18 protein-coding genes and 1 riboswitch are annotated in these 23,728 nt (G+C 70.0%); of the genes, 12 read left to right on the top strand and 6 right to left on the bottom strand.

The annotated features are described in order from the left end of the window. The first annotated feature begins 123 nt into the window (after nt 1-123). From ACFWJW_RS13865 to ACFWJW_RS13840, 6 genes are all read left to right on the top strand, one after another. Complete coding sequence (locus tag ACFWJW_RS13865; protein WP_042159805.1) at nt 124-2,244, top strand: type IIA DNA topoisomerase subunit B; 2,121 nt, start codon at nt 124-126, stop codon at nt 2,242-2,244. A 155-nt stretch (nt 2,245-2,399) separates the two neighbouring features. Next, a complete protein-coding gene (locus ACFWJW_RS13860; RefSeq protein WP_387239476.1) occupies nt 2,400-2,888 on the top strand; it encodes a DUF1453 domain-containing protein in 489 nt (162 codons plus the stop codon). 30 nt (nt 2,889-2,918) lie between these two features. Beyond that, nucleotides 2,919-4,085, top strand: a complete 1,167-nt coding sequence (locus ACFWJW_RS13855; protein WP_387239473.1) for a sensor histidine kinase — start codon at nt 2,919-2,921, stop codon at nt 4,083-4,085. After that, nucleotides 4,082-4,756, top strand: coding sequence for a response regulator (locus tag ACFWJW_RS13850; protein WP_387239470.1), 675 nt, complete (start codon nt 4,082-4,084; stop codon nt 4,754-4,756). Before ACFWJW_RS13855 ends, ACFWJW_RS13850 begins: the two co-directional genes overlap by 4 nt. Nucleotides 4,757-4,863: 107 nt before the next feature. Further along, nucleotides 4,864-5,361 (top strand): DUF485 domain-containing protein, encoded by a 498-nt coding sequence (locus ACFWJW_RS13845; RefSeq protein WP_387239467.1) that lies wholly within the window; start codon nt 4,864-4,866, stop codon nt 5,359-5,361. Continuing rightward, on the top strand, nt 5,358-6,962 hold the full coding sequence (locus ACFWJW_RS13840) for a cation acetate symporter (RefSeq protein ID WP_387239464.1): 1,605 nt from the start codon (nt 5,358-5,360) through the stop codon (nt 6,960-6,962). The genes ACFWJW_RS13845 and ACFWJW_RS13840 overlap by 4 nt, the downstream gene beginning before the upstream one ends. 117 nt (nt 6,963-7,079) lie before the next feature. Here ACFWJW_RS13840 and ACFWJW_RS13835 read toward each other — a convergent pair whose 3' ends face one another. From ACFWJW_RS13835 to ACFWJW_RS13820, 4 genes are all read right to left on the bottom strand, one after another. Next, the gene (locus tag ACFWJW_RS13835) at nt 7,080-7,754 is read right to left on the bottom strand and encodes a response regulator (protein ID WP_109892947.1); all 675 of its coding nucleotides are present in this window, start codon (nt 7,752-7,754) and stop codon (nt 7,080-7,082) included. Further along, nucleotides 7,751-9,406, bottom strand: coding sequence for an ATP-binding protein (locus tag ACFWJW_RS13830; protein ID WP_387239686.1), 1,656 nt, complete (start codon nt 9,404-9,406; stop codon nt 7,751-7,753). The genes ACFWJW_RS13835 and ACFWJW_RS13830 overlap by 4 nt, the downstream gene beginning before the upstream one ends. Nucleotides 9,407-10,426: 1,020 nt before the next feature. Next, a complete protein-coding gene (locus tag ACFWJW_RS13825) occupies nt 10,427-11,428 on the bottom strand; it encodes a sucrase ferredoxin (protein ID WP_387239460.1) in 1,002 nt (333 codons plus the stop codon). Between the two features lie 189 nt (nt 11,429-11,617). Further along, nucleotides 11,618-12,865: a citrate/2-methylcitrate synthase gene (locus tag ACFWJW_RS13820; protein WP_387239457.1), complete on the bottom strand. Its 1,248-nt coding sequence runs from the start codon at nt 12,863-12,865 to the stop codon at nt 11,618-11,620. A gap of 114 nt (nt 12,866-12,979) precedes the next feature. Here ACFWJW_RS13820 and ACFWJW_RS13815 point away from each other — a divergent pair, with 114 nt between their 5' ends. Both ACFWJW_RS13815 and ACFWJW_RS13810 read left to right on the top strand, forming a co-directional pair. Continuing rightward, nucleotides 12,980-14,149, top strand: coding sequence for a citrate synthase/methylcitrate synthase (locus ACFWJW_RS13815; RefSeq protein WP_387239454.1), 1,170 nt, complete (start codon nt 12,980-12,982; stop codon nt 14,147-14,149). A 114-nt stretch (nt 14,150-14,263) separates the two neighbouring features. After that, the gene (locus ACFWJW_RS13810; protein WP_387239451.1) at nt 14,264-15,388 is read left to right on the top strand and encodes a CobW family GTP-binding protein; all 1,125 of its coding nucleotides are present in this window, start codon (nt 14,264-14,266) and stop codon (nt 15,386-15,388) included. A 64-nt stretch (nt 15,389-15,452) separates the two neighbouring features. On the opposite strand, the gene ACFWJW_RS13805 is transcribed toward ACFWJW_RS13810, so the two are convergent. Next, entirely contained in the window at nt 15,453-17,900 is a 2,448-nt protein-coding gene (locus ACFWJW_RS13805; protein WP_387239447.1) for a DNA topoisomerase (ATP-hydrolyzing) subunit A, read from the bottom strand. 289 nt (nt 17,901-18,189) lie between these two features. Here ACFWJW_RS13805 and ACFWJW_RS13800 point away from each other — a divergent pair, with 289 nt between their 5' ends. The 4 genes from ACFWJW_RS13800 to ACFWJW_RS13785 all read left to right on the top strand — a co-directional run bounded on the left by ACFWJW_RS13800 (nt 18,190) and on the right by ACFWJW_RS13785 (nt 23,081). Next, complete coding sequence (locus ACFWJW_RS13800; protein ID WP_387239683.1) at nt 18,190-19,530, top strand: M16 family metallopeptidase; 1,341 nt, start codon at nt 18,190-18,192, stop codon at nt 19,528-19,530. Nucleotides 19,531-19,568: 38 nt separating this feature from the next. After that, nucleotides 19,569-20,951: a M16 family metallopeptidase gene (locus ACFWJW_RS13795; RefSeq protein ID WP_387239680.1), complete on the top strand. Its 1,383-nt coding sequence runs from the start codon at nt 19,569-19,571 to the stop codon at nt 20,949-20,951. Nucleotides 20,952-21,162: 211 nt separating this feature from the next. Beyond that, a riboswitch (cyclic di-AMP (ydaO/yuaA leader) is annotated at nt 21,163-21,318 on the top strand. A gap of 12 nt (nt 21,319-21,330) precedes the next feature. Then, nucleotides 21,331-22,131: a M23 family metallopeptidase gene (locus tag ACFWJW_RS13790; protein ID WP_387239444.1), complete on the top strand. Its 801-nt coding sequence runs from the start codon at nt 21,331-21,333 to the stop codon at nt 22,129-22,131. Nucleotides 22,132-22,391: 260 nt separating this feature from the next. Further along, nucleotides 22,392-23,081: a GntR family transcriptional regulator gene (locus tag ACFWJW_RS13785; RefSeq protein ID WP_386684959.1), complete on the top strand. Its 690-nt coding sequence runs from the start codon at nt 22,392-22,394 to the stop codon at nt 23,079-23,081. A gap of 329 nt (nt 23,082-23,410) precedes the next feature. Here the strand turns inward: ACFWJW_RS13785 and ACFWJW_RS13780 are convergent, their stop codons facing one another. Next, complete coding sequence (locus ACFWJW_RS13780; RefSeq protein WP_026170334.1) at nt 23,411-23,692, bottom strand: HPr family phosphocarrier protein; 282 nt, start codon at nt 23,690-23,692, stop codon at nt 23,411-23,413. Nucleotides 23,693-23,728: the final 36 nt, after the last annotated feature.

Here is a 23,728-nt window from a genome sequence, read left to right as displayed (position 1 = left end):
GGCCATGCCCACGGGTGGCGTCACATCGGCTCTACCAAGCCTCGGTACCCTCTGACCGGCGACACCGCCACAACCGAGTCCGCGGAATGCGGACTGCCAGAAATTCAGCGAGGAGCGAACCGCGTGACCGCCGAGATGTCCGTGCCGTCCACCGCAGTGCTGACCGGGGCAGACCGGGACGGTTCCAACTACACCGCGCGGCATCTGCTCGTCCTCGAGGGGCTCGAAGCCGTCCGCAAGCGCCCCGGCATGTATATCGGCTCGACGGACAGCCGGGGGTTGATGCACTGCCTCTGGGAGATCATCGACAACTCCGTCGACGAGGCACTGGGCGGCTACTGCGATCACATCGAGGTGATCCTCCACGACGACGGGTCGGTCGAGGTCAGGGACAACGGCCGGGGCATCCCCGTCGATGTCGAGCCCAAGACCGGACTCAGCGGCGTCGAGGTCGTGATGACCAAGCTGCACGCCGGCGGAAAGTTCGGCGGTGGCTCGTACGCGGCCTCCGGCGGTCTGCACGGCGTCGGCGCCTCGGTCGTCAACGCGCTGTCCGCCCGGCTGGACGTCGAGGTGGACCGCAGCAGCAAGACGCATTCGATCAGCTTCCGCCGCGGCGTCCCCGGGATCTTCACCGAATCCGGTCCCGACGCCCCCTTCGATCCGGGCAACGGCCTGCTCAAGGGCAAGCGGATCGCCAAGACGAAGACCGGCACCCGGGTGCGCTACTGGGCCGACCGGCAGATCTTCCTCAAGGACGCCAAGCTCTCCCTGGAGACGCTGCACGCCCGCGCCCGCCAGACGGCCTTCCTCGTGCCGGGCCTGACCCTCGTGGTCCGTGACGAGCGCGGCATCGACGGCGCCGGAAAGACCGAAGAGACGTTCCGCTACGACGGCGGCATCAGCGAATTCTGCGAGTACCTCGCGCAGGACAAGGCCGTCTGTGACGTGCTCCGGCTGGCCGGCCAGGGCACCTTCAAGGAGACCGTGCCGGTTCTCGACGACCGCGGTCACATGACACCGACCGAGGTCACCCGGGAACTGGGCGTCGATGTCGCGCTGCGCTGGGGCACCGGCTACGACGCGACGGTCAAGTCGTTCGTCAATATCATCGCGACGCCCAAGGGCGGCACCCACGTCTCCGGTTTCGAGCGGTCGGTCACCAAGACCGTCAACGAGGTGCTGCGATCGAGCAAGCTGCTCAGGGTCGCCGAGGACGACGTCGTCAAGGACGACGCCATGGAGGGCCTTACCGCCGTCGTGACCGTACGGCTCGCGGAGCCGCAGTTCGAGGGGCAGACCAAGGAGGTGCTCGGCACCTCCGCCGCCTCGCGGATCGTCGCCCAGGTGGTGAGCCGGGAACTCAAGGCGTTCCTGACCTCCACGAAGCGGGACGACAAGCAGCAGGCGCGCGCCGTCCTGGAGAAGATCGTCGCCGCGGCCCGGACGCGCATCGCCGCCCGTCAGCACAAGGAGGCCCAGCGGCGGAAGACTGCGCTGGAATCCTCCTCGCTGCCGGCCAAGCTCGCGGACTGCCGCAGCGACGACGTCGACCGCAGCGAACTGTTCATCGTCGAGGGAGACTCGGCGCTGGGTACCGCCAAGCTGGCACGTAATTCGGAGTTCCAGGCCCTGCTGCCGATCCGCGGCAAGATTCTGAATGTCCAGAAGTCGTCGGTTTCGGACATGCTCAAGAATGCCGAGTGCGGCGCCATCATCCAGGTCATAGGAGCCGGCTCGGGCCGTACGTTCGACATCGACACCGCCCGCTACGGCAAGGTCATCTTCCTGGCCGACGCGGACGTCGACGGCGCCCACATCCGCTGCCTGCTGCTGACCCTCTTCCAGCGCTACATGCGCCCGATGGTCGAACAGGGCCGGGTGTTCTCCGCCGTCCCGCCGCTGCACCGTGTCGAACTGATCAACCCCAAAAAGGGCCAGGAAAAGTACATCTACACGTACTCGGACAACGAGCTGCGTCAGACCCTGCTCGAACTCCAGCGCAAGAAGGTCCGCTACAAGGACAGCATCCAGCGCTACAAGGGTCTGGGTGAGATGGACGCCGACCAGCTCGCCGAGACGACCATGGACCCGCGCCACCGCACCCTGCGTCGCATCAACATCAGCGACCTCGAAGCGGCGGAGAAGGCATTCGATCTCCTCATGGGCAACGAAGTCGCGCCCCGTAAGGAGTTCATCACCAACTCCGCGTCCACTCTGGACCGTTCGCGCATCGACACCTAAGGGGGCCGCAGCTCCCGACGGGCGCCTCTCCACCCCTGGGTGGACAGGCGCCCGTCGCCGTTTCCACCCGGGCCCCACCCTGGCTCCGATCCGGGCGGCAGCACCGCTCCATAGCGTCGGGACGGTCGAATTCCCGTCCCCAGGAGGGCCAGATCATGAGCGGCTTGCTCAACATCGTTGTGATCACCGCGGCTGTTGCGCTGGTGTTCGTCCGTCAGTTCACCGCGCAGCGCATCACTTCGGAGCGCAAGACGTGGTGGCTGATCCCGGTCGTCCTCGCGGTCATGGCGGTGCGGCAGCCCGGCCTCCTGGACCCGGCGCACCACATGGCGTCCGCCGTTCTGCTGGGCCTGGAGGTCCTGATCGGGCTGGCCTGTGGTGTGGGCTGGGCCCGGACGACGCGCATCTGGACCGACGCGGACGGTGTCGTGTGGACCAAGGGCGGCTGGGCGGCGGCCGGCGTGTGGCTGTGCGGTCTGGTGCTACGCCTCGGCCTCCTGGGCATCGCCGCGGCCATGGGCGTTCACCAGGGCAGCGCGGCCGTCATGCTCTCCGTCGCCGCCATGCTGCTGGCCCGTGGAGGGGCCACCCTGTGGCGGGCCCAGGCGGTGCGGCAGAAGTACCGTGTCCCCGTCGCGGGCTGAGGCCGTGAGCGCGCCGGGGAAGGACCGTACGTGCTGCTGAACTCCTGGACGAGCTGGCCGCTGCGGGAGTCGCTGTCCCGTGAAGGGATGACCGGCGCCCGGATGTGGATCCGCCGGGCGGTGCGTCTCGTGGTGGTCGGGGCTCTGATGTGGACGACCCTGGCGGGGCGGGCGTTCACCGGCTGGGGCCTGGCCGCGGCGGGTGCCGGGATGGTCGGCACCGTCCTGGCGTTCCGCGGCCTTTACCGCACGACACTGGCGCGCCGTCTGTGGCCGTCCATCGGCCTGTTCGCCCTCTTGGAGGCCGCGGCCTTCGGCTTCGACCTCGCCGGGGCGCGGGTGCCCGCGATCGTCCTGTGGTGCGCCTGCGCCATCACCGCCATGGAGCGACTGCCGCTGAGCGTCGCCCTTCCGTGCTCCGCCGCCGCCCTTGGTGCGTACGCGGCGATGAACACCGGCAATTGGGTAGCGACCACCGCCACCACCGTGGGGCTGGCGTTGGCGGGCTACGTCATACGGCTGGACGCCGAGGCGCGCGGCAATGCCGAGCGGCTGCTGGTGCAGGAACGGGCGGCTCACAAGGCGGAGGCCGAATCAGCGGCGCTCACCGAACGCGGGCGGATCGCACGGGAGATCCACGACGTACTCGCCCACAGCCTCAGCGCCCAGCTGGTGCACCTGGAGGCGGTACGGCTGCTGATACAGCGGAGCGCCGACCTCGAGGCCGACCGTGACCAGCTGCTGGAGCGGGTCACGGCGTGCCGGGGGATGGCCCGAGAAGGGCTGGAAGGCACCCGTGAGGCGCTTTCCGCGCTGCGCGGGGAGATGATCCCGGTCGAGGACTTCCTGAGCCGCCTGACGGCCGCTGAGGGCGCTCAGCTGCTGGTGACGGGCGAGGCCCGCACCGTGCCGGCCGAAGCCGGCCTCGCCGTCCGCAGGGTCGCCCAGGAGGCTTTGACGAACGTGCGCAAGCACGCTCCGGGAGCCCGGGTGAGCGTGCGGCTGGAGTACGGGACGGAGGACGTGGGGCTTGAAGTGCGCGACTCCGGTGGCTGTGGGAAGCCCGGCGAGCTCGCCAAGAGCGGCTCCGGGTACGGTCTGCCCGGAATGCGGGAGCGCGCGGAACTCCTCGGCGGAACGCTGGAGTCCGGCCCTGATGGAGACGGGTTCGTGGTGAGGTTGCGGGTGCCGGCATGACGGAGCGCACGGTGACACGGGTCGTGGTCGCCGACGACCAGACGGTGGTGCGCGAGGGAATCGTGATGCTGCTGGGGCTGCTGCCGGGCATCGAGGTTGTCGGATCGGCCGCCGACGGTGCGGAGGCGGTCCGCCTCGTCGCGGGACTCGCCCCCGACGTCGCCCTGATGGATCTGCGGATGCCGCGCTGCGACGGCGTCGAGGCCACCCGCCGCATCCGTCGCGAGCACCCCGGTACCCAGGTCGTGGTGCTCACCACCTATGCGGACGACGACTCGCTCTTTCCCGCTCTCCAGGCCGGTGCACGCGGCTACCTGACCAAGGACGCCGACGGCGACGAGATCGTCCGTGCCATCGACGATGTGCTCTCGGGTGAGGCCGGCCTGTCGCCCAAGATCCAGCGCAGGCTTTTGGAGCGCTTCACAGAGCCCGTGAGTCCCCGGCCGCAGTCATCGAATGAGCCGCCGGACGGGCTGACCGCCCGTGAGGTGGAGGTGCTGCGACTGATCGCCGAGGGACGGTCCAACCCCGAAATCGCGCGCACGCTGCACGTTTCCACGGCGACCGTGAAGACCCACATCAACAATCTCTTCGCCAAAGCGGGGCTACGGGACCGGGCCCAGGCCATCCACTACGCGTACCGCCACGGTCTCGCACAGCCGCCCGGGTGACGCCTCACCTGATGGGGTGAAGGATTCGCAATGAAGCATCCCGGATCTTCCTTTCTGTCCACCCTTGGGCCGCACGGACAACAGCCCCGTGCATCAAGGAGAGTTCGGTGGACAAGCAGGACGGCCGCTCGGTCGGTGATCCAGGGGCCCTACGGCTCGACGATCCCTGGTACGACACTCTCGCCTCCGGGTGGGGTGAACTGGACGACGCGGCGGAGACAACGGACGGGTGGGGTGGCACGCAGCCACCGCCACCGGTACCGGGACCGCGGTCCGCGCCGCATGACGAGGTCTACCTGGCGGTGCAGCGAAGCGCGGCCTTCCAGGAGGTACGTCGCCGCTACCGGCGCTTCGTCCTACCGGGCACGGTGGTCTTCCTGGCTTGGTACCTGGCCTATGTGATTGCGGCGACCGCCGCGCCGGACCTCATGGCCCACCGCGTCGCAGGCGCCCTGAACGTCGCGATGCTCGCCGGCCTCGGCCAGTTCGCCACCACCTTCCTGCTCACCTGGGCGTACGCGCGCCATGCCCGGCTGCGCAGGGACAGCGCGGCGCTCGACATCCGCTGGGAAACCCAGGAACTGACCGGAGGGAACACCCGGTGACCGGTGACCACCAGACCCTCGCGCTGCTTCTGTTCAGCGTGTTCATCGCCGTCACCTTGGCGATCACCACCTGGGTGAGCCGCCGCAGGCGCGGTTCCACCGAGGAGTTCTACGCGGGCGGAAGACTCTTCTCGCCCATGGAGAACGGATTCGCCATCGCGGGGGACTACATGTCCGCTGCATCCTTCCTCGGCATCTCGGGACTGATCGCCCTCTTCGGCTACGACGGCCTGCTGTACTCGGTCGGCTTCCTCGTCGCTTGGCTCATCGTCCTGTTTCTCGTTGCCGAACTGGTCCGCAACTGCGGCAGGTTCACCCTCGCCGACGTCGTCGCCGCCCGGATGCGCGAACGCCCCGTCCGTGTCGCGGCCGGCGCGGCTTCCGTCACCGTGTCGGTGCTCTACCTGGTGGCGCAAATGGTCGGTGCCGGCAGTCTGGTCGCCCTGCTCGTGGGCAGCGCGGGCCAGCAGGCCCGTACGTGGATGGTGATCGGGGTCGGCGCCCTGATGGTGGTCTACGTTGCCTTCGGCGGCATGCGGGCCACGACCTGGATCCAGGTCGTCAAAGCCGTACTCCTCATGGGCGGCGCGGTCGCACTGACCGTCCTGGTACTGGTCCGCTTCCACGGCGACATCAACGCACTGCTGAACACCGCCGCCGAACGCAGTGGCCACGGTCGCGACTTTCTCGCACCCGGTCTCAAATACGGCGGCGACTGGATCTCGCGGCTCGACTTCATCAGCCTCGGCATCGCACTCGTCCTGGGCACGGCCGGACTGCCGCACATCCTCTCCCGCTTCTACACCGTGCCCACGGCGCGCTCCGCCCGTCGCTCCGTCGTATGGTCCATCGGTCTGATCGGTGGCTTCTACCTGATGACCATCGTGCTCGGGTTCGGTGCCGCCGCAGTACTCGGCAGCGATGCCGTCCGCGCGTCCAATACGGCAGGCAACACCGCTGTCCCGCTGCTCGCCCTCGATCTGGGAGGCGGCGCCGGTTCGACCGGAGGAACGGTGCTCTTCGCCGTGGTGGCCGCGGTCGCGTTCGCCACCATCCTGGCCGTCGTTGCCGGCATCACACTCGCGTCGTCGGCCTCTGTGGCACACGATCTGTATGCCTCCCTACGGCGCCCGCGCGACACCGCGCAGGACGCCCAGCGCGCCGAGGTCACCGTGGCGCGCATCGCGGCGGTGGCCGTCGGCGCGGTCGCCATCGGCCTCGCGCTGCTCGCCCAGGACTTGAACGTGGCCTTCCTGGTAGGACTGGCATTCGCCGTCGCCGCGTCGGCCAACCTGCCGGTCCTGCTGTTCACCCTCTTCTGGCGACGCTTCACGACCCGGGGCGCGGTGTGGTCCGTATACGGCGGTCTGATCCCTGCGATCACCCTGGTCATCCTTTCGCCGGTGGTCTCAGGAAGCCCGGAGGCCCTCTTCCCCGGACTGGACTTCGCCGTCTTCCCACTCGACAACCCCGGTGTCGTGTCGATTCCGCTGGGCTTCCTGATGGGCTGGCTGGGAACGGTGCTCTCCCCGGAGGCCGCCGATGCGGCGCGGCACGCGGAGACGGAGGTACGGGCGCTTACGGGGGCCGGGGCCGCTTAGGGCGTGCCCGGTAGGGCAAGTGGCGGACATGCCGGCCAAGGGAAGGCCGGACAGGGCGGGGTGTGGCTGTTGCCTCCCCCGCCCGTCGCTCGCCTTCCCGTGACCCTGTTGAAGGTCCTAGACCCACTCGTAGCGGTGCTCAGGGCGGCCGGTCTCGCCGTACCTGAGTGTGAGGCGCACCCGCCCGGCGCGTTCCAAGAGTTTGAGGTAGCGCTGGGCGGTCTGCCGGCTCAGCCCCGCCTGAAGGGCGACGTCCTGTGCGGAGAGCGGGGCGTCCGCGGAGCGCAGCACCGAGCGGACGCGGTCGGCGGTGGCGGTGGAGTGCCCCTTCGGCAATTCGGCGGAGCCTGCGTTGGCGGCTCCCAACGCCCCGAAGATCCGGTCCACTTCGGACTGCTCCGCCTGCCCGCCGCCCGCAAACGTGCGGTGCAGCGCCGCGTAGCCCTCCAACTTGGAGCGCAGGCCCGCGAAGGTGAACGGCTTCACCAGGTACTGCAGCGCCCCGTGGCGCATCGCCGCCTGCACCGTGGCGATATCGCGTGCCGCAGTTACCATGATCACGTCGGTGAGCAGGCCGCGGCGTCGCAGCTCGCTGACCAGTTGAAGCCCTGTTCTGTCGGGGAGGTAGTGGTCCAGGAGGATCAGGTCGACGGGGTGCGTCTCAAGGGCAGTGAGGGCCTCTGCGGCGGTGTGCGCGAGGCAACTGACACGGAACCCCTCGATTTTGGCGACGTATGCCGCATTGATCTTCGCGACGTGCACATCGTCGTCCACGACCAGTACGTCGATCATCGGCCGGCCTCCGTGGCGTCTGCGGGGCGGCGAGTGCGCGCTACGGCCCGTCCGGTGGTGTGGGTGTCGCTGACTGCCTTCTGCGTGGCTGCTTCACGGGGCTGGGGAAGCTCATCGGACAGTGCGTCGGGGACCGTCACGGTGAAGACCGCACCACCACCGGGGCGCTCGCCGACCTCGGCGCTGCCTCCGTAGCGCTCAGCGAGTCGGCGTACGAGTGCCAGGCCGATGCCGCGCTGCCCGTGGGCAGGTGGCTCCTTGGTCGTCCATCCCTCGGTGAAGATTTCCGCGCGACGTTCCTCGGGCACGCCCGGTCCGTTGTCGCTGACACGCACGACGGCGGTCCGGCCTTCCGCACGGATCTCCGCCTCCAGTTGGGCGTCGCGCTCACCCGATGTGGCATCCAGGGCGTTGTCGACGAGGTTCCCGAGGATGGTGACCAGGCTGGGCGGGTCGATCAGACGATCAGGCAGATGCGTATCGGGAGAGACGCTCAAGGAGACGCCGCGCTCGGTGGCGACGGTGGCCTTGCCCACCAGGAGGGCGGCGAGCAGTGGATCGTGGACGCGCTCGGTGACCTGCTCGGCGGTCGCGCGATGCACCCCCACGGCCTGTGTCACAAACTCCACGGCTTCCTCGTGCAGCCCGAGTTCGAGCAGGCCGAGCAGGGTGTGCAGCCGGTTGGCGTGCTCGTGGTCCTGGGCACGGAGGGCGTCGATGAGGCCGCGGGTGCCGTCCAGTTCGCGGCCCAGCCGCTCCAGTTCAGTGCGGTCGCGCAGGGTGACGACGGCGCCGCCGTCATCGGTCGGCATGCGGTTCGCCACCAGGACCCGCTGGCCACTGACGGCCAGCAGGTCCGCCCCCGACACGCGACCGGCCAGAACATCCGTGGTGCGGCCCGGTGGCAGGGCTGCTTCCAGGGAGCGTCCGGTGTCCTCGGCGCGGAGATCCAGGAGGCGCTGCGCCTCATCATTCATGAGACGGATGCGCCCGTGTTTGTCGAGTGCGAGGAACCCCTCGCGGATGCCGTGCAGCATCGCCTCCCGCTCGGCGAGCAGAGCGGAGATGTCGGAGAAGGCCAGGTCATGGGTTCGGCGCTGGAGGCGGCGGGCAACGAGATAGGCGGCGAGAGCGCCGACGGCGAGCGCTCCGCCCGCGTAGGCGAGCAGCTGGGGAACGGTGGAGAGCAGCCGTTGCTGCACGCTTTCGTACGCGATACCGACGGAGACGGCGCCCACGACCTTGCCGTCCTCGTCACGGAGCGGGACCTTGCCGCGCGCGGACCGGCCGAGGGTGCCCTTGTCGATCTGCATGACGTCCTGGCCCGAGAGCGCGGCGCTCGGATCGGTCGAGACGTGGCGCCCAATCTCGTCGGGGTCGGTGTGGGACCAGCGCACACCCCGCCTGTCCATGATCACCACATACTCGGCGCCGGTGGCGGCGCGAATCCGCTCCGCCTCGTTCTGCACGGGGCCATGGCGCGTTGGACGGGAGGACTCCAGGGCGTCGTCGAGGTGTGTCTCAGCCGCGGTGGTCTGCGCGATCGCGAGAGCGCGGCGCATCGCCTGGTCGTCGAGTTGCGCACTGAGCGGAGCGAGGAACAGGCCGGTTGCCAGTGCGGTGACACCGGCAGCGATGGCCAGCTGCACCATCAGGACCTGGGAGAACACCCGCCGCGGCCAGCCGAGCCGTGGCCGGGTACGGCGCGGCCTGGGGGTGGTGGCCGGCTCTTGGTTGACCGAGGCCGTGGTCTGGGCAGCCGGTCGACTGTCGGCCAAGTGCGAGGCGCTGCCCGGCTTGCCTGTAGTGGTGCCGGAGGACGGTGCGTCGGAGGGAAACGGCGCGGAACCCGAGGGCTCTGCACCGCTCGGGCGTGGAATCGACTCTTCCTTTTCGCCCATACGAACGAACAGTAAGCGCGGCGGCGGTCGGCTGGGTAATACCTGATGGAGGGAATTCGGAGGGTGTTCGGGCGGCGACTGGGATGGGACACCGTCCGCTCCCGAGCCCGGGACCCGGGTCGGATGCATGCCTCGCTGTGCTGTCGCCCTAACCCAGGGCGAACACTGGTTTTCAGCCACCCGGTTCATCCATGTGGTTCCCCGAGCCGGAGGTTCCCGATGTGTCGGTGTCGTCATCGCCCGGTGCTTGCCCGGCGACTGCCCGTCGCATGGAAGGCGCAGGTCAGGCGTGTGGAGGCAGGCCGGAGGGGCGCTGGGAGGAGTTATCCACAGGGCTTTTGGGTGCGGAGTGTGCGTGCTTAGCCTCGCATGGTGAGACCGATAGGGGCCTTGCGTGGGGCGGTCAGAACCGCCAGCGCGAGGGTGAGGCGCGCGGGGGCGCGTAGGGGGGAGTGTGCAATGAGGTCGGTGGGGGATGGCTGCGGTGCGTGGCGGCGGTGGTGGAAGGGGGCGGACGGCGTACGGATCCGCTGCCGAATCGGGGCTGTACGGGCTCGACGCAGTTGGTCAGTGCGTTTCGTCTGTCGCTTCACCTGGTCCTGGGGCGTCCCTGCGCTACCGGAGGACGGTACTGGTGGGCCGGGCCTCGCGTCGGGTGGCCGGGGCAGCCGGCCCACCCACGGCCATCGGTCCGGCGAGCGCGAAGCTACGCGCCTCGCGCGGGCGAAGGCTGCTGAAGTGCTCGCGGACTGTCAGGGAAAGTCCGCGAGATCACCGACTGGCGGTGGCCTGGGGCGTCCCGTGAAGCATGGCGTTCGACGCAGTGACGGAGACAACCGCCATACGCGCCGGTGGACCGAGCGGCGCACCACAGCTAGCGGGCGCCGCAGCACCATCGGCCCGTTGTTCGATGGTGACCTGCCAGGTACGCCCGTCGGAGTGCGCGACGGTAACGAGCCAGGCAGGGGAGGATCCCGTGACCGTCGCGCTGCCGGGCGTCCGGTTGTCGGCGGACTTGGGTTCGGGCCACATCGGGTCGGTCCGTACGACGTCGAGTGCGTCCGCCCGGTCCTCCCCGATCAGCCCGCGGACGGCAAGGTCAGCGGCCTGGCCCGGCCGGTCCCAGGCCGAGCGCCCGCGGCAATGGCCGCTCGTGATCCGTCCGTCGCGCGCCGCCTCCACGGCCTCCTTGACCAAGGGAGCCGAGGCTCGTCCGTAGGCGTAGCCGTAGGGGAGGACGAAAAGGGTGGGGGAGAAGCGGTGGCCACCGATGTGGGTGACCTCCCAGACCTCGGACCCGCCGGCGGCGAGCTCGGCGGCGAGCGGGCGGCCGAGCAGGGCACAGCAGCGGTCCCGCTTGCCGTTGGTGCAGACGAGAACCAGCGGCTCACCGATGTACGGCTCCCACAGGCCGCGATGCTCTCCCGCGCCCAGGGACGTGAAGTCCAGGTCGAGGGCAGCCTGCGGGTCGGTGACGGTGGTTGTGCGGATCCAGGACCGCCCCGGGGCGGTGTGCGCGAGGAACATACGTCGCCGGGAGGTGCCGTGGCAGTCGGCGTGACGCCCCGGCCGCCGGATAAGGGCGACGCGTACGCCCGTCCCCTCAGCCGCGGCTTCGAGGGCCCGGCCGACGTCAGGGTCCAGGTGACTGTCCGTCAGTGCATGGGCGCCCCAGGGTCCTGTTTGCTCGATGAGCAGCCAGGTCCGGGCAGGCGTCGCGGTTCCGGCGAGCGATTCGGCCGATTCACGGGAAGCGGTGGCGCAGGTACTCACATAGGTGAGCCTAACCTCATCCGTCGGGAGTCGGCTTTCGGGTGCGCCCTTAGGGGACGAGGGCGAGCGGAAGGCCCCGAGCGTTAGCGGGTTTCACTCCGGGTGAGTCCCGAGGATGCCGATGTCGACCGTGTGGGTGCCGGTGGTGCTAGGGGTGGCTCTGGCCCGCTCTCACTCGTGGGCCGGCTGTCATGGCAACGGCTGTGGCGGCAGGGGCCCGTGGTACTGGCCGCTGGGGCGCAGGCGGAGTGGGCGTTCGGCGTATTCCTCCAGGGCGTGGGCGATCCAGCCGGCCGTGCGGGAGATGGCGAAGATGGTCTCGCCCGCCTCGGTCGGCATGCCCGTCGAGACGGTCAGTACGGCCAGGGCCAGGTCGACGTTGGCGTGCAGCTCCGTGTGCCGGGCCGTTGTGGTGATCACTTGGCGGGCGGCGTCCAAGGCGGGGCCGGCCTGCGGCACTTCCTCCAGGAGCCGGAAGAGGGTGCGGGCCCGTGGGTCCTCGCCGTCGTAGAGGCGGTGGCCGAGGCCCGGTACCTGGCGGCCGGCCCGTAGGTGGTCGGCGACGACGGCGGCCGCGCTGCCGCGGTCCAGCACCTCCAGCAGCATCCGGTGGGCGAGCCCGCTCGCCGCGCCGTGCAGCACGCCGTCCAGCGCTCCGAAGCCGGCTGAGACGATCGCGTACGGATGGGCTCGGGCGGAGGCGGCCACCCGGGCTGCGCAGGTCGAGGCGGCGAGGTCGTGGTCGATGAGCAGAACCAGCGCGGCGTCCAGGACGCGTAGCGCCGCGGCGTCGGCCGGTTCAGCGGTCAGCCGTGACCATAGGCGAGGTGCGAGTGAGTCGGCAGCGCGTTGCTTTGGGGTGTGTGACGGCAAGGCGTCGACAAGGGTTGGGATGAGGCTGCGGGCGGTCTCGACGACGGTGGCCTCGGACAGGTCGAAGCGCAGGGGGTCGGCGGCCGCGGCGGCGATCACGGCGACCCGGAGCCGGTCCATCGGTCCACTGTGGGCCGGCAGTGCCTGGACGGCTTGTCGGGCGGCGGACAGGGCGTCCTGCGGCGCTGTGAAGCGGATGCCGGGTCGCAGTTCGCCGGTCCACAGCCACTCGGCGACTTCCTCGTAGCTGTAGTGGGCGGCGAGTTCCGAGGTGTCGACGCCGCGGAAGTAGCAGTGGTCGCGGTCGATCAGTGTGATGCCGGTACGGACCGCCAACTCGCCACCGGAGGCGGAGGGTTCGCGGCGCCCGGCGCGGCGGGCGAGCGCGTCGACCTCCTTCGCGTCGAAGGTGCTGCCGCGACCGCCCGGCTCGCGGCGGCTGGTCAGCTGGCCGCGGCTGACGTAGGCGTACACCGTCTCCGGCTTCACGCCTAGCCGGTCGGCCGCCTCCCGAGTGCTCAGCCGCTGCCCGCCCGCATTTTGCGCCGTTTCTCGATCCGCCATGAGGTCACCGTATCCAGACGCATCCATATTGATTCAATCAACATTGACAAGTATTGAGTCAAGCATAGACAGTCGGATCAATGTTCGGGTGAGGAAGAGCTAAGGAGATCAGCCATGCCGACCGCCGAGGTGAACGCACCGATCGACGCTCCCCGGGGGCTTGCGGGCGTCATCGTCACCGAGACTCAACTGGGCGACGTACGGGGCACCGAGGGCTTCTATCACTACCGCCAGTACTCCGCCGTGGAGCTGGCCACCGCTCGCAGCTTCGAGGACGTCTGGTACCTGATGTTCCACGGGGAGCTGCCCGACGCCGCGCAGCTGGCGGCGTTCAAGGCCGAGACCGCCGCGCTGCGCACGCTGCCCGCGGCCGTGCGTGACGCGCTGCCCGCCCTCGCCCACGCCGGCGCGCTCTCCGGTCCGCTCGCCGGGCTCCGCACCGCGCTGTCGCTGCTCGGCGCGACGGTGGGCTTCCGGCCGCTGTACGACATCGACGCCGGCCGCCGCCGTGCCGACGCGCTCGCCGCCTGCGCCGCCGTACCGACCCTGATCACCGCGCTGCACCGCCTCGGCCAGGGCCTGACGCCCGTCGAGCCGCGCGCGGACCTCGGCCACGCGGCCAACTACCTCTACATGCTCACCGGTGACGAGCCGGAGCCGGAGCAGGTCCGGGCCATCGAGGCGTATCTGATCTCCACCATCGACCACGGCTTCAACGCCTCGACCTTCACCGCACGCGTCATCACCTCCACCGGAGCCGACCTCGCGGCCTGTCTCGTCGGCGCCGTCGGTGCGCTCTCCGGGCCGCTGCACGGCGGTGCGCCCAGCCGTGCCCTGGACATGCTCGACGCCATCGGCACCCCCGACCGCATCGATGCGTGGATCCGTGACCGCGTGCGGCGTGGCGACCGGATCATGGGGTTCGGCCACTCCGTCTACCGCACCGAGGACCCGCGCTCCCGGATGCTGCGGGGTATCGCCGAGCGGTTCGGCGGCCCGCTGGTGGAATTCGCCGTCCAGGTGGAGGCGAGGGTCGAAGAGCTGCTGGCCGAGCTCAAGCCCGGCCGTGAGCTGCACATCAATGTGGAGCTCTACGCGGGCGTCGTCATGGAGCTGTGCGGACTGCCGCGGGAGATGTTCACGCCCACCTTCTGCGCGGCCAGGGTGGTCGGCTGGAGCGCCAACATCCTGGAGCAGGCCCAGGATTCGAAGATCATCCGCCCCGCGGCCCGGTATGTCGGGCCGCCCCCGCCGCAGCCGGTGCCCGTCATCGCACCCCGCTAGCGGGGGAGGCCACGGGGGGCGAGCTGGGCCCGTGGCGCCGGCGGTCCGTTACGATCGACAGCTCGTCCGCCGCCGGTCCGCGCGGCCCGCCACCCGCACCATGGAGGCGCCCTCTTGGCCACGCAACAGATCCCGGTCGTCGTGCTCGCGGGCTTCCTCGGGTCGGGCAAGACCACCCTCCTCAACCACCTGCTGGGCAACGGTGACGGCACCCGGATCGGCGCGATCGTCAATGACTTCGGCAGCATCGAGATCGATGCCATGACCGTCGCCGGACAGGTCGACTCGATGGTGTCGCTCGGCAACGGCTGTCTGTGCTGCGCGGTCGACACCAGCGAGCTGGACAACTACCTGGAGCGGCTGGCCCGCCCCGCCGCCCGTATCGATGTGATCGTCATCGAGGCCAGCGGGCTCGCCGAGCCCCAGGAACTCATCCGGATGATCCTCGCCAGCGACAACGACCGGATCGTCTACGGCGGGCTGATCGAGGTCGTCGACGCCGCGGAGTTCGACGACACCCGCGCCCGGCATCCCGAGCTGGACCGGCATGTGAGCATCGCCGACATCGTGGTGCTCAACAAGGCCGATCGCATCGGCGACGCGGCGCGGCAGTCACTCATGGACACGCTCGCCGACCTGGCTCCCGGCCGTCCGGTGATCTGTACCGCATACGGGAGGGTCGATCCCGAGCTGTTCTTCGACCGCGGACCGGGCGACGACCACGACGCGCCCGTCCGCCAGCTGTCCTTCGAGGACCTGCTGCGCGAGGCCGCGGCGAACGGGGCCCCCGCCCACGACTCCGACGGCCACTGCGGTCACCCCGGTGAGTGCGGCCACCCCGGCCACACCCATCACGCCGGCCACCTCCACGCCGCCTACGAGAGCGTGGAGTTCACCTCCGCCGAGCCGATGCACCCGCGCCGCCTCATGGACTTCCTCGACAGCCGCCCGGCGGGTCTCTACCGCATCAAGGGCTTCGTCCACTTCGACGTACCGGAGAACCGCCAGAAGTTCACGGTGCACGCCGTCGGTGACTTCCTGCGCTTCTACCCCGCGCCGTGGCCGAAGGGCGAGGAGCGGTGCACCCAGCTCGTCATGATCGGCAGCGGTATCGACGCCCCCGCCCTGCGCAAGGAGCTGGAGAGCTGCCGGGACAGCGCACCCTCGGAAGCCGATCCGAACAGCATGTGGGGTGTGCTGCGGTACGTGGCAGCACACGAGGAGGCCGAAGACGAGTGACGCCGCCGGGCCGGTTCTCCACCGGCCCGACGGCGTCGAGCACGTCTGTCCTCGCGGCTACCGGTTACACCGGCCCCGCCAGCGCCGCCACCGGCTTCGTCAGCGGCACCCCCGAGCCGTCCCGGCGCGGATCCACCTCCGGCAGCTCGACCGGACTGCCCTTGGCGTCCGCGGCCCGTACCGGCGCGGGCACCGCCCACGCCTGGGTCAGACAGTCCTCGCCCTTCAGGAACCGCTGACAGCGCACCCCGCCGGTCGCCCGGCCCTTGCGCGGGTACTGGTCGAACGGGGTGAGCTTGGCCGTCGCCACCGAGTCGTCCAGTGTGCCGTGCGAGCCGGCGACCGTGAACACCATGGCGTCGGTGGCCGGATCGACCGCGGCGAACGAGATCACCGTCGCGCCCTCGCCCAGCTTGATGCCCGTCATACCGCCCGCGGGCCGGCCCTGCGGCCGCACCTGCGACGCCGGATAGCGCAGCAGCTGCGCCTCGTTGGTGATGAAGACCAGGTCCTCCTCACCGGTGCGCAGCTCGACCGCGCCCACGATGCGGTCGCCCTCCCGGAGGGTGATGACCTCCAACTCCTCCTTGTTGGCCGGGTAGTCGGGCACCACCCGCTTGACGACGCCCTGTGCCGTGCCGAGGGCCAGGCCCGGCGAGGACTCGTCCAGCGTGGTCAGACAGACCAGCTCCTCGCCGTCCTCCAGAGTGAGGAACTCCGAAAGCTGCGCACCACCGGAGAGGCTCGGCGCCGCCGCGGTCTCCGGGAGCTGTGGCAGGTCGATCACCGAGATCCGCAGCAGCCGGCCCAGGGACGTCACCGCCCCCACCTCGCCACGGGTCGTCGCCGGCACCGCCGAAACGATCACATCGTGCTTGACGCGCTTGGCGTCGACGTCGAAGGTCATGTCCCCGGTGACGGTGCGCGCCAGCAGCCCTGTCGACGAGAGCAGCACCCGGCACGGGTCGTCGGAGACCTCCAGCGGCACCGCCCCGACCGCGGGGCCCGCCGACTCCAGCAGGACCGTGCGCCGGTCCGTGCCGTACTTCTTCGCGACCGCGGCCAGCTCGCCGGAGACCAGCTTGCGCAGCTCGGTGTCCGACTCCAGGATCACCGTCAGCTTCTCGATCTCGTCCTGGAGCCGGTCACGCTCCGACTCCAGCTCGATACGGTCGAACTTGGTCAGTCGGCGCAGCGGGGTGTCGAGGATGTACTGCGTCTGGATGTCGCTCAGCGAGAAGCGCTCGATCAGCCGCTCCTTGGCCTGTGCGCTGTTCTCGCTGGAGCGGATGAGGCGGATGACCTCATCGATGTCCACCAGGGCCGTCAGCAGGCCCTCGACCAGGTGGAGACGGTCGCGCCGCTTGGTCCGCCGGAACTCGCTGCGCCGCCGCACCACATTGAAGCGGTGGTCGACATAGACCTCCAGCAGCTCCTTGAGGCCCAGCGTCAGCGGCTGGCCGTCCACCAGCGCGACGTTGTTGATGCCGAAGGACTCCTCCATCGGCGTGAGCTTGTAGAGCTGCTCCAATACGGCCTCGGGGTTGAAGCCGTTCTTGACCTCGATCACCAGCCGCAGGCCGTGTTCGCGGTCGGTGAGGTCCTTGACGTCGGCGATGCCCTGGAGCTTCTTCGAACCGACCAGGTCCTTGATCTTGGAGATGACCTTCTCGGGGCCGACGGTGAAGGGGAGTTCGGTGACGACCAGGCCCTTGCGGCGGGCGGTGACGTTCTCCACGGTGACCGTCGCACGGATCTTGAACGTGCCACGGCCCTTCTCGTAGGCGTCCCGTACGCCGCCGAGACCCACGATCCGGCCGCCCGTCGGCAGATCGGGACCCGGCACGAAGCGCATCAGGGTGTCGAGATCGGCGTTGGGGTGCTTGATCAGATGGCGGGCCGCGGCGATGACCTCGCCCAGGTTGTGCGGCGGCATGTTCGTCGCCATACCGACGGCGATACCGGAGGCGCCGTTGACGAGGAGGTTCGGATACGCGGCAGGAAGGGCGGCCGGTTCCTGCTCCTGGCCGTCGTAGTTCGGCGAGAAGTCGACGGTGTCCTCGTCGATGGACTCCGTCATCAGGGACGTGGCGGACGCCATCCGGCACTCGGTGTACCGCATCGCGGCGGGCGGGTCGTCATTGCCCAGGGAACCGAAGTTGCCGTGGCCGTCCACCAGCGGCAGCCGCATGGAGAACGACTGCGCCATGCGCACCAGCGCGTCGTAGATCGAGGCGTCGCCGTGCGGGTGGAGCTTACCCATCACCTCACCGACGACGCGGGCGCACTTGACGTAGCCGCGGTCGGGGCGCAGCCCCATTTCGTTCATCTGGTACAGAATGCGGCGGTGCACGGGCTTGAGGCCGTCGCGGGCGTCCGGGAGGGCACGCGAGTAGATGACCGAATACGCGTACTCAAGGAAGGAACCCTGCATCTCGTCGACGACGTCGATGTCGAGGATCCTCTCCTCGAAGTCGTCCGGCGGCGGGGTCTTCGTGCTGCGGCGGGCCATCGCGGCTGCGGCTCCTTCTGCTGCGTCTACTGCCGATGTCGGGAAAGCGTCGGGTCAACCAGTCGGGTCAACCAGCTGGGGGATCGACCCGCGAGTATGTCTGAGTCTGACGCGGACCATTGTGGACCGCGCCACTGACAACGCCGACCGCGACTCCCCCTTCGGCCCCGCGGGAGCCGAGCGCACCGTACGTTCGGGGCCGGCCGGACGGGAACTTCGCCAGATGCCGACGCGCTTGCATACAGTGACAGAACTTCCTCGCAAGCGGATCGAAGGGACGTACATGCCCATGGGTCACACGGCCACAGAACAAGCCGGCTCCGGCGGCCTGACAGCGACCGAGCACCGGCTGGCCAATGGCCTGCGCGTGGTGCTCTCCGAAGACCACCTGACCCCGGTCGCGGCGGTGTGTCTCTGGTACGACGTCGGCTCCCGCCACGAGGTCAAGGGCCGTACGGGCCTGGCTCACCTCTTCGAGCATCTGATGTTCCAGGGTTCCGCGCAGGTGAAGGGCAACGGCCACTTCGAGCTGGTGCAGGGCGCCGGCGGCTCGCTCAACGGCACCACCAGCTTCGAGCGCACCAACTACTTCGAGACCATGCCCGCCCATGAGCTGGAGCTCGCGCTCTGGCTGGAGGCGGACCGGATGGGCTCGCTGCTGACCGCGCTCGACGAAGAGTCACTGGAGAACCAACGCGACGTCGTCAAGAACGAGCGCCGCCAGCGCTACGACAACGTCCCCTACGGCACGGCCTTCGAGAAGCTCACGGCCATGGCGTACCCCGAGGGCCACCCGTACCACCACACCCCCATCGGGTCGATGGCCGACCTGGACGCGGCGTCCCTGGAGGACGCGCGGGCGTTCTTCCGCACGTACTACGCGCCCAACAACGCCGTCCTGTCGGTCGTCGGCGACATCGACCCCGAGCGGACGCTGGCCTGGATCGAGAAGTACTTCGGTTCGATCCCCTCGCACGACGGCAAGCAGCCGCCCCGGGACGGCACCCTGCCCGACGTCCTCGGCCGCGAGCTGCGCGAGGTCGTCGAGGAGGACGTGCCCTCCCGCGCCCTGATGGCGGCCTACCGCCTGCCGCACGACGGCACCCGTGAGGCGGACGCCGGGGACCTGGCGCTGACCATTCTGGGCGGCGGCGAGTCCTCCCGCCTGTACAACCGGCTGGTGCGCCGCGACCGCAGCGCCGTCGCCGCCGGCTTCGGCCTGCTGCGGCTGGCCGGCGCCCCCTCGCTGGGCTGGCTGGACGTGAAGACGTCCGGCGGGGTCGAGGTTCCCGACATCGAGCGTGCGGTCGACGAGGAGCTGGCCCGGTTCGCCGCCGAGGGGCCGACGCCGGAAGAGATGGAGCGGGCGCAGGCCCAGCTGGAGCGCGAGTGGCTCGACCGGCTGGCCACGGTCAGCGGCCGCGCCGACGAACTGTGCCGCTTCGCCGTCCTGTTCGGTGACCCGCAGCTCGCGCTGACCGCCGTCCAGCGCGTGCTGGACATCACCCCGGAGGAGGTGCAGGCCGTCGCCAAGGCCCGGCTGCGCCCCGACAACCGCGCGGTGCTCGTCTACGAGCCCACCGAGCCGTCCGACGCCGCCGACACCGAGGAAGGGGAGGCGGACCAGTGAGCGACGCCACCACCCACGCCGATTCTCCCGTGAGCACCATGGACTTCCACCCGCAGCCCCAGGGGGGCGCGCCCAAACCGTGGGCCTTCCCTGCCCCCGAGCGCAGCCAACTGCCCAACGGGCTCACCCTCCTGACGAGCCACCGTCCCGGCCAGCAGGTCGTCGCCGTCGAGATCAACCTCGTCGCGCCGCTGGACGCCGAACCCGAGGGGCTGGACGGCGTCGCCACGATCATGGCGCGGGCGCTGTCCGAGGGCACCGACACGCTCGACGCGGAGGAGTTCGCCGCCGAGCTGGAACGCTGCGGCGCCACTCTGGACGCGCACGCCGACCACCCCGGCGTACGGGTCTCCCTCGAGGTGCCGGTGTCCAGGCTGAACCGTGCCCTCGGCCTGCTCGCCGACGCGCTGCGGGCGCCCGCCTTCCCGGAGAGCGAGGTCGAGCGGCTGGTCCGCAACCGCCTCGACGAGATCCCGCACGAGCTCGCCAACCCGGCCCGCCGTGCCGCGATGGCGCTGTCCAAGGAGCTGTTCCCGGCCACCGCCCGTATGTCGCGGCCGCGGCAGGGCACCGAGGAGACCGTCGCGCGGATCGACGCCGCGGCCGTCCGGGCCTTCTACGACGCCCATGTACGGCCCGCCACGGCCACCGCCGTCATTGTCGGTGACCTCACCGGTGTCGACCTCGACGCGGCGCTCGCCGGCACCCTCGGCGCCTGGACCGGCTCCACGGCCGAGCCGCTGACGGCCGCGCCGATCGTCGCCGACGACACCGGCCGGGTGGTGATCGTGGACCGCCCCGGGGCCGTCCAGACGCAGCTGCTCATCGGCCGTATCGGTGCCGACCGGCACGACCGGGTGTGGCCCGCGCAGGTCCTCGGCACGTACTGCCTGGGCGGCACCCTCACCTCCCGTCTGGACCGCGTGCTGCGGGAGGAGAAGGGCTACACCTACGGTGTGCGGGCCTTCGGCCAGGTGCTGCGCTCCACCGCCCCCAGCTCCCCGGAAGGGTCCACAGGTGCCGCGCTGCTGGCCATCAGCGGCTCGGTGGATACCGGCTCCACCGTCCCGGCGCTCGAGGACCTGTGGAAGGTGCTGCGCACCCTCGCGGCAGAGGGGCTGACGGACGAGGAGCGCGATGTCGCCGTACAGAACCTCGTCGGGGTCGCGCCGCTGAAGTACGAGACCGCGGCCGCCGTCGCGGGCACCCTCGCCGACCAGGTGGAGCAGCAGCTGCCGGACGACTTCCAGGCGCAGTTGTACGCCCGCCTCGCGGAGACCGGCACGGTCGAGGCGACCGCGGCCGCGGTCAACGCCTTCCCCGTGGACCGGCTGGTGACGGTCCTGGTGGGCGATGCGGCACAGATCGCCGAGCCGGTCAAGAGTCTGGGCATCGGTGAGGTGACCGTCGTCAGCGGCTAGTCCCGCCGGTGTGACGGAAGGTCATATATCGACATGCGGCTCCTGTGGTGCTTATCGGCCACGGGAGCCGCTGTATGTCCGGTTTATCGCGGCTGGTGCCCTGGTTCTTGTGGCATCCCGCACAAAAAAGCTGATCTGTTTGCCGATTGAAAGTTGCCCCGTTTAGCGTCGGTCCGGCTGTTCGTCACAAGTCCGCCACAACAGTGGCACCGGGCAGTCATCGCCGAGTCCCCGTACGGCGCGAGCCAGGGGAGCCGGGGACCCACATGTCCCTTGGGGTGAATCGGGCTCCTCTCCGAGGAGTCCGTAGGAGACCTTCCTGCTCCGAACCCGTCAGCTAACCCGGTAGGCGAGAAGGAGGGAAAGGACAAGCCAGCACATGGCGTTCATCCGGGCCACCGGGAAGCACCGTCGCACGAGCCGTCCCGCCAAGACGGGCCGCAACATCGCCGGCATAGCCACCCTCGCGGCCGGTGGTGTGGTTGCTTCCGTGGCCTCGCCGGCGCTGGCCGCGACGGACGAGGCACGCCCGCACGACACCGGACTCCAGCAGGCCGTCGTGCTGGGGGACGAGCTCGCCAGCCGGGTCGAGGCCCAGGCCGACGCGCAGCAGGCCGACGCCGAGATCGCCGCGGCGAGAGCGAAGGCCGAGGCCGTCGCCAAGAAGCAGGCCGACGAGGCCAAGCGGCGTGCCGAGGCGGAGAAGAAGAAGGCCAAGGCCGCCCACGAGGCCAAGGTGCGCGCCGCCCGTGACGCGGAGCGCAAGCGCCTCAACGCCTTCGTCGCCCCCATTGCCGACTCCTACGTCTCCACCTCCTACAAGGCATCCAGCGGCCTGTGGTCCTCCGGCAGCCACACCGGCATCGACTTCCACGCCGCCTCCGGCACCAGCGTCCACGCGGTCGGCTCGGGCACCGTCGTCGAGGCCGGCTGGGGCGGCTCGTACGGCAACAACATCGTGATCAAGATGAACGACGGCACGTACACCCAGTACGGCCACCTGTCGTCGCTCGGTGTCTCGGTCGGCCAGCAGGTCACCCCGGGCCAGCAGATCGGCCTCTCCGGCGCCACCGGCAACGTCACCGGCCCGCACCTGCACTTCGAGGCCCGCACCGGCGCCGACTACGGCTCGGACATCGACCCGGTCGCCTACCTGCGCGGGCACGGCGTCAACGTCTGATCCCGCGCCGCGCCGGCGCCGCGCCCCTATGGGGCCTGCCCCACGCCGAGCGTCCTTCCGGAGCCCCGGTCCCACGGCCGGGGCTCCGGCGTATCCGGAGTGGGGTGCGCGCACCGGTTACGCCGCCGGCCCGCGACTTCCGGCCAAAAACTATCCATGAATAACCGGACGCCGTCGGAAAAGCCGTGCCGGTCGAATAGAGTCACGGAAAAGTCGCCGACCGGCGGCGTTTTCAGGGGATTACGGCGGAGGCACGGAAGATGCGAGGCCATATTTCCGCGCATGCGGTGTGCACGGCGATTCGCGACGACATTGTCTCCGGCGCGCTGGCGCCGGGGAGCCGGCTGATCGAGGAGATCCTGGCGGCCCGATACGGAGTCTCCAGAGTGCCGGTGCGCGAAGCACTGCGCACCCTTCAGTCCGAGGGCTTCGTCACCACCCGCCACCACGCGGGCGCCTGCGTCGCCGAGCCCACCGAGCAGGAGGCCGCCGACCTCCTGGACATCCGCGCCCTGTTGGAGCCGCTGGGCGCCGCCCGCGCGGCCGCCCGCCGCAGCCCGGCCCACCTCAAGGTGCTCCGCGGCCTGGTACGCCTCGGCCGCGAGCGGGCCCGTCACGGCAACCCCGCGGATCTGCGCCAACTGGACGGCTGGTTCCACGAAACGCTTGCTCAGGCGGTCGGCAGCCCCAGTCTGACGGCGCTGCTGACCCAGCTGCGCCGCAAGATCGAGTGGATGTACACGGTGGAACTGCCGCCCCGGGCAGGTGAGTCCTGGGACGAACACGGCGCGGTGCTGGACGCGGTGGCCCGGGGAGACGCGGAACGGGCGCGCGCCCTGATGGCGGCTCATGTCGAGCGCTCGCTTCCCGTCTACCGGCTGCGGCGCCCCGCCGCCCCCGAGGTGAGGGATCCGAAACGACCCGTCAACACGGCGCGCGTCCGCCCTTAACAATCGCCCCGTATACAAAGAGTCGCGAAAAAGCAGCCGCGGCGCGGGGTGGTCTTTTATGCGATCCGGGCCTGCATTTGGGCATTCCTGTTTATGCCGGGGCCGCGTGCGTTCAATGGCGTGCGCTTTTCCGGGCGGCTCGTGAATAGCGGTCGCCACGGATCCCGTGAAGCGGTCGCCATCACCCCGGATGGCGGTCCGCCCGGAATTTCCGCGCATCCGTCCCTCCTTCATGCCCATGGGAATGCGCACAGCGAAACGGCCCCACAGCGGCAACCGATCCGGTCACCACTGCGGGGCCGCCGCAGGCAGCAGAAGTCCTGGCGGACTCAGACGGTCTCGGGGAGCTCCTCGAGACCCTCGGCGACGAGCTTGGCGAGACGGTCCAGGGCGGCTTCGGCGCCCTCGGCGTCGGAGGCCAGTACGATCTCCTCGCCGCCCTGGGCGCCGAGGCCGAGGACCGCGAGCATGGAGGCCGCGTTGACGGGGTTGCCATCAGCCTTGGCGATCGTCATCGGGACGCCGGAGGCGGTGGCCGCACGGACGAAGATCGACGCGGGGCGGGCGTGCAGGCCCTCGGCCCAACCGACATTGACGCGGCGCTCTGCCATGGTGTTGCCCTTCAAAGTCGTGACAGTTGTCTAGAC

The organism is Streptomyces sp. NPDC127097 (genome assembly GCF_042724075.1).
Lineage (GTDB): Bacteria > Actinomycetota > Actinomycetes > Streptomycetales > Streptomycetaceae > Streptomyces.
The sequence above is the reverse complement of the archived record's forward strand: the minus strand, read 5'-3'. Positions and strand labels throughout refer to the sequence as shown.